The sequence below is a fragment of the Microbacterium sp. genome, from assembly GCF_035277845.1.
GTDB lineage: Bacteria > Actinomycetota > Actinomycetes > Actinomycetales > Microbacteriaceae > Microbacterium.
Map to the genome: position 1 here is coordinate 1 of NZ_DATEJS010000038.1, position 5,514 is coordinate 5,514.

Consider the following 5,514-nt stretch of genomic DNA (forward strand, 5'->3'; position numbering starts at 1 on the left):
GGGTGCCCGCGGTGGCGAGCTGCGCGCCACGGCGCGTTCGCACCGCCCGCTCAGCGCCGTGGACGGACAGGGGGTTCTCTTCAGTCAAGCGTGACCTCCGCGGCCTCTACCCCTCCGTCGGTATCGGGGGCGACGGGGGCAGGCTCGTCGGAATCTGCTCGGGTGCGATCCGTTCGGCGTACCGGATCACTCTTGCGTCACCGCGCCGATGACGAGCTGGGAAGACCTCAGCGCGGGGTCCGTCGGCGGGGGTTTCGCCTGTGGACGCCCCCACGCTACCGGAATGTAACGGAATTGTCACGCTCCTGGGAGCGCGGTCACGCCAGCAGGAAGATGTGCGACGCCACCTCGGGGGGCAGCTCGAGCCCGCCGTCGGCGCCGTCGATCTGCACCAGGACGTAGCCCTCGCTGTACCGGAAATCCCCGGTCGCGCCGGGCACGACGCCCGCGTCGCGCAGCTGGCGCAGCAGTTCCGGATCCACCTGCACGACCTCGGCGAGGCGTCGCACGGTGCCGCGCACGGGCCCGCCTTCGGCGTCGAGCTTGCGGACGAGGCCGACGACACCCTGGTCGAACGTGACCGGAGACGTCGCCGAGTCGCCGAGCTGGGCGAGACCGGGGATCGGGTTGCCGTACGGCGACTCGGTCGGATGCCCCAGCAGGTCCACCAGGCGCCGCTCGACGAGCTCGCTCATCACGTGCTCCCAGCGGCACGCCTCTTCGTGCACGTAGGCCCAGTCGAGCCCGATCACGTCGCTGAGCAGACGTTCGGCGAGGCGGTGCTTGCGCATGACGTCGACGGCCTTGTGGCGGCCGGAGTCGGTCAGCAGCAGGCGACGGTCCTCCGAGACCACGACGAGCCCGTCGCGCTCCATGCGGCCGACGGTCTGCGACACGGTGGGCCCGGAGTGCCCGAGCCGCTCCGAGATGCGCGCACGCAGCGGGGGGATGCCCTCCTCCTCGAGCTCCAAGATCGTTCGCAGGTACATCTCGGTGGTGTCGATGAGGTCGGTCATGTGCTCGTCTCGTGTGCTCGGCGATCTCTGCGGCGGTCCGGATGCCGCACGCCGTGGTGGTCAGGCCAGCCTATCCTGCGCAGGCGCCCGGTCGCCGGACGGGCGGGAGCCCACGCGCGCCTGGAACCGGAACCTGTCGCCCCGGAACACGGACCGCGTCCACTCGACGATGCGACCGGACTCGTCCCAGGCCGTGCGATGCACCACCAGAAGGGGCTGCCCCACCTCGGTGCCGAGCAGGCGAGCCTCCTCCGGTGACGCGAGCGCCGTCTCCACCTCGTCGTCGGCGCCGACGATCGACACCCCGTGACGCTCGCGCAGGGTGCGGTAGAGCGACCCGTGCTCGCCCAGCTCCTCCGCGGCGACCGCGAGCGCACCCGGGAGCCGGGCCGTCTCATGCGCGAGCGGCTCGTCGCCCACCCAGCGCACCCGCTCGATGCACTGCACGGCTGCCCCGGCCTCGAGCCCCAGATGCGCGGCCGTGGCGGCATCCGCGTCATCCTCGCCCAAAGCGATCAGCTCACTGCGGGTGTCCCGGTCGCCGAGGTCCTCGCTGAAGGAGGTGAGCTGGCGCACGTGGACGACCTTGGGCTCGGCGACGAAGGTGCCGCGTCCCTGCACGCGGTCGAGCCGCCCCTCCGAGACGAGTTCGGTCAGAGCCTGCCGCACGGTGGTGCGGGACGTCTCGAACCGCTCTGCGAGCTCACGCTCGGTGGGCAGCATCGTTCCGGCCGCCGCGCCGTCGATCAGCGCCAGCAGGCGGAGTTTGCAGGTGTAGTACTTGGGCACTCGCATGGCCGCTCCGTATTTTGCTCACCCTCTTGACAAACCAAATTGGTCTATGCCAATCTTAGGGCAACGAATTGGTCTAGACCATATCTGGACCAACCGGACACCAACGACGGACCACCACAGAAGGAGCCAACGTGGGCATTCTGAAAGACTTCCGCCACTCGTCGAGGCTTGCCGTCCTCGTCGCGGTGGCCGCCGCGATGGTCGGCATCATCTACGGGTACGACTCGTCGAACATCGGCGGCGCCCTGGACTTCATCGCGAAGGACTTCCACATCACCTCGGCGGCGGACAAGGGCCTGCTCACCTCGTACGTGATCTTCGGCGAGATCGCCGGCGCCCTCGCCGGCGGATGGCTCGCCAACCGCTTCGGCCGTCAGCGGATGATGGTGACGGTCGCCGCCCTCTTCACCGTCTTCTCGCTGCTGTCCGGCCTCGCCTGGGACGTGCCTTCGCTCGCCGTCTTCCGCGTGCTGCTCGGCCTCGCGGTCGGCATCTCGATCGTGGTCGTGCCGATGTTCGTGGCGGAGTCCTCGCCGATCAACATCCGCGGCGCCCTGCTGGTGCTCTACCAGGTCGCCACCGTCACCGGCATCATCTTCGGCTACATCGTGGCGTGGGCCCTCTCCAGCACCGGCAGCTGGCGCCTGATGCTGGGCGCCGCGGCGATCCCCGGCGTCATCATCACGATCCTGCTGGTGCGCCTGCCGGACACCCCGCGCTGGTACATGATGCGCGGCCGCCGCGCCGACGCCGCCCGCGTGCTGGAGCGCATCGATCCCGCCGCCGACACCCACGTCGAGCTCAACAGCATGGAGCAGGACCTCGCCGAGGCCGCCACCTCGAAGAAGACCGGCGCCTCCATCCTCAAGCAGATGGTGACCCGCCCCTACCGCCGCGCCACGATCTTCGTGATCCTCCTCGGCTTCGCGGTGCAGATCACCGGCATCAACGCGATCGTCTACTACAGCCCGCAGATCATCAAGGCGATGGGCTTCCCTCCCACCGACACCGCGGCGATCTTCGGCATCCCCGTCCTCGTGCAGGTCGCCGGCCTCATCGCCGTGTTCGTCTCGATGTCCGTGGTCGACCGGTTCGGCCGCCGCCCCGTGCTGCTCACCGGCATCGGCATCATGATCGTCGCGGGCGCCCTCATGGTGTACACCTTCGCCGCCGGCGCCGCGGGACAGACCGACCCCACGAACGTCCACCTCACCGGCGTGTACGCGATGCTCGGCTTCATCGGGCTGATGCTCTTCAACATCGGGTTCACGTGCGGCTTCGGCGCCCTGGTGTGGGTGTACGCCGGCGAGACCTTCCCGTCGCACCTGCGCGGCGCGGGCTCGTCCACGATGCTCACCAGCGACCTGGTCGCCAACTACGTCATCGGCGTCGCGTTCCTGCCGATGCTGCAGGTGCTCGGCGGCGGCGGGACCTTCGCGGTGCTCGGCGGATTCGCGATCCTCGCCTTCCTCTTCGTGCTCAAGTTCGCCCCCGAGACCAAGGGTCGCCCGCTCGACGACATCCGCCTCTTCTGGGAGAACGGCGGCACGTGGCCCACCCCGGCCGAGGCGACCGCTCCCGCCGCGCCCCAGGGCGACGACTGATGCAGGATCACGGATCCGCGACGGGGCCGGCGGCCGCCGGCTCCGTCGCCCCGGGCCTGGTCCTCGGCATCGACGTCGGCGGCTCGAAGACCCACGCGGTGCTGAGCGACGGCCGCACGGTGATCGCCGACATCCTGGCAGGCTCCGCCAACCCGGCCTCGGTCGGCGTCGAGGAGGCGTCCCGGCAGCTCGGCATCGTGTTCGCACAGCTGGGCTCCGCGCCGATCTCGGCGATCTGCGCCGGAGTGGCCGGGGCGGACTCCCCCGGCGGCGAGGAGCGGTTCCGGACCCTGCTCACCCTGCGGGCGCCGAATGCGGCCATCCGGGTGGTGCACGACTCCGAGCTGCTGCTGGCCGCGGCCGGCCGCACCACCGGCGTCGCCGTGATCTCCGGCACCGGATCGGCCGGCTGGGGGCGGGATGCCACGGGCCGCACCGCCCGCGCCGGGGGCTGGGGTTACCTGCTCGGCGATGAGGGCAGCGGCTACTGGGTCACCCGGCAGGCCGTTCGCCACGCGCTCGAGCGCGTCGACCTGGGCGAACCGGCCGACCGGCTCTCGCAGCAGCTCGCGGCCGACTGCGGCCTGCAGGACCCGGCAGACATCCTCGACCACTTCTACGCGAACCCGGAGCGTCGCTACTGGGCCGGACGTGCGCGCATCGTCTTCGAGCTCGCCGCCGACCGGGAGCCCGTGAGCGCGGCGATCGTGGCCTCCGCCGCGGACGCCCTCACGCACCTGGCCACCAGCGTCGCCTTGCGGCTCGGACTGCCGGGACCGGTCGTGCTCGCCGGCGGACAGGCGGTGCACCAGCCGCTGCTGCAGCAAGCCGTGCGCGAGCGACTCGCCGCCCGCGGCATCGACGAACTCGAGATCCTCACCGCCGCCCCGGTCGAAGGCGCCGTGCGCCTCGCGACCGAACTGCTCACCCTCTCCGTCTGAATCCACACAGGAAGCGATCCCATGCAGGTTGTCATCGTCCCCACCGCAGAACAGGTCGGCCGCGTCGCCGCCGCGAAGGTCGCCAAGGTCGTCCGCGACAAAGCCGACGCCGTGCTCGGCGTCGCCACCGGCTCGTCGCCCCTCGCCATCTACGCCGAGCTGGAACGGCGTGCGACGGCCGGCGAACTCGACTTCTCCGCCGTGCGCGCCTTCGCCCTCGACGAGTACGTCGGCATCGACTACGCCCACGAGCAGAGCTACCACGCCGTCATCCGGCGCGAGGTCACCGAGCGCCTGGGTCTGAACCCCGCACTCGTGCACGTGCCGGACGGCGCGGCGAGCGACATCGCACGCGCCTGCGCCGACTACGAGCGCATGATCAGGGAGGCCGGCGGAGTCGACATCCAGATCCTCGGCATCGGGGCGAACGGGCACATCGGCTTCAACGAGCCGACGTCATCGTTCGCGTCGCGCACCCGCATCAAGACGCTCGCCCCGCGCACCCGAGCGGACAACGCCCGCTTCTTCGACGACGACCTCGACCAGGTGCCCACCCACTGCCTCACGCAGGGCCTCGCCACCATCCTCGACGCGCACCGGCTCGTGCTGGTCGCCACCGGCGCGGGCAAGGCCGACGCGGTCGCGGCGATGGTCGAGGGGCCGTTGTCCAGCATGTGCCCCGGCAGCGCGCTGCAGCTGCACCCGGACGCCACCGTCGTCGTCGACGAGGATGCCGCCGCCCGCCTGCAGCTCGCCGACTACTACCGGCACACATACGCCCACCTGCCCGCCTGGCAGCGCTACGAGGACTGAGCGGATGCCGGTGATAGCCGCCGGGCGCGTGGCCACCGCGACGGCGGTGCACTGCCCCGGCTGGATCGAGACGGATGCCCGTGGCAGCGTCGTGGCGGTGGGCTCCGGCCGGCCGCCGCGACCCGCCGACATCGCGTACGACGACGGCATCGTCGTCCCGGGGTTCGTCGACATGCACGTGCACGGCGGCGGGGGCGGCGACTACACCGACCTCGACGAGGAGTCCGTGCGGCGCGCCCGTGAGGTGCACTTCGCGCACGGCACCACCACCAGCATGGCGAGCCTCGTCACCGCGGACCCGCAGCGACTGCGCGCGCAGGTCGACCTGCTGACGCGCCTCGTGGA

Annotated in this window: 5 protein-coding genes and 1 pseudogene; 4 read left to right on the forward strand and 2 right to left on the reverse strand. The window is 71.1% G+C overall.

Going from position 1 to position 5,514, the window contains the following annotated elements:
- Nucleotides 1-317 precede the first annotated feature (317 nt).
- Together VJR25_RS01375 and VJR25_RS01380 are read right to left on the reverse strand one after the other, a co-directional pair.
- Nucleotides 318-1,016, reverse strand: a complete 699-nt coding sequence (locus VJR25_RS01375) for a metal-dependent transcriptional regulator (RefSeq protein ID WP_324111744.1) — start codon at nucleotides 1,014-1,016, stop codon at nucleotides 318-320.
- Between the two features lie 60 nt (nucleotides 1,017-1,076).
- Nucleotides 1,077-1,811 (reverse strand): GntR family transcriptional regulator, encoded by a 735-nt coding sequence (locus VJR25_RS01380; protein ID WP_324111746.1) that lies wholly within the window; start codon nucleotides 1,809-1,811, stop codon nucleotides 1,077-1,079.
- A 131-nt stretch (nucleotides 1,812-1,942) separates the two neighbouring features.
- Between VJR25_RS01380 and VJR25_RS01385 the strand changes: the two genes are divergently transcribed.
- The 4 genes and pseudogenes from VJR25_RS01385 to VJR25_RS01400 form a co-directional block, all read left to right on the forward strand.
- Nucleotides 1,943-3,415, forward strand: a complete 1,473-nt coding sequence (locus VJR25_RS01385) for a sugar porter family MFS transporter (RefSeq protein ID WP_324111747.1) — start codon at nucleotides 1,943-1,945, stop codon at nucleotides 3,413-3,415.
- Complete coding sequence (locus VJR25_RS01390) at nucleotides 3,415-4,356, forward strand: N-acetylglucosamine kinase (RefSeq protein WP_324111750.1); 942 nt, start codon at nucleotides 3,415-3,417, stop codon at nucleotides 4,354-4,356. Before VJR25_RS01385 ends, VJR25_RS01390 begins: the two co-directional genes overlap by 1 nt.
- Nucleotides 4,357-4,377: 21 nt before the next feature.
- Nucleotides 4,378-5,169, forward strand: a complete 792-nt coding sequence (gene nagB, locus VJR25_RS01395) for a glucosamine-6-phosphate deaminase (RefSeq protein ID WP_324111751.1) — start codon at nucleotides 4,378-4,380, stop codon at nucleotides 5,167-5,169.
- A gap of 4 nt (nucleotides 5,170-5,173) precedes the next feature.
- Nucleotides 5,174-5,514 (forward strand): annotated as a pseudogene (locus VJR25_RS01400) (N-acetylglucosamine-6-phosphate deacetylase); the annotation flags it as partial.